The sequence below is a fragment of the Lentibacillus salicampi genome, from assembly GCF_004565465.1.
GTDB lineage: Bacteria > Bacillota > Bacilli > Bacillales > Amphibacillaceae > Lentibacillus > Lentibacillus salicampi.
On the sequence record NZ_SRHY01000125.1, the window covers coordinates 1 to 620 of the forward strand.

General features: G+C 38.7%; 1 protein-coding gene. It reads left to right on the forward strand.

Going from position 1 to position 620, the window contains the following annotated elements; genetic code table 11:
* On the forward strand, window positions 1-620 hold a 620-nt coding region (locus tag E4U82_RS19660), incomplete at both ends, for an AraC family transcriptional regulator (protein ID WP_135111924.1).

Consider the following 620-nt stretch of genomic DNA (forward strand, 5'->3'; position numbering starts at 1 on the left):
TTTCTGGCAGGTGTAACGTTGTCGGAGTATATTCGGAGAAGGCGTCTCACGCTTGCAGCTTTTGAGCTGAACAATAGCAATTTCAGGATTATTGATATTGCCATTAAATACGGATACAATTCTCCAGACTCTTTTACGAGGGCTTTTCATAGCCTTCATGGGATAACACCATCAGAGGCTAGAAATAATGGTCACACAATAAAAGCCTATCCACGAATGACCTTCCAGCTATCAATTAAAGGAGGAATTGCAATGGACTATCGAATTGAAGAAAAAGAGGCATTTAGCATAGTTGGAATTAAAAAAAGAGTCCCTATTATTTTCAACGGGGTTAATCCAGAAATCGCCTCTATGTGGGAAAGTTTAGATGGTGAAGCGATAAAAAAACTTAAAAAACTTTCTAATGTTGAACCTGTGGGATTGCTTAGTGCATCTGTAAACTTTTCAGAAGGTCGAATGGAAGAAAAAGGGGAACTTGATCATTATATCGGTGTTGCAACAACAAATGAATGTCCTAATAACTTTACCCAACTTGATGTTCCTGCTCTAACATGGGCTGTATTTGAATCTGTTGGACCATTTCCTGAAACATTACAGGATATCTGGGGGCGTATTTATGC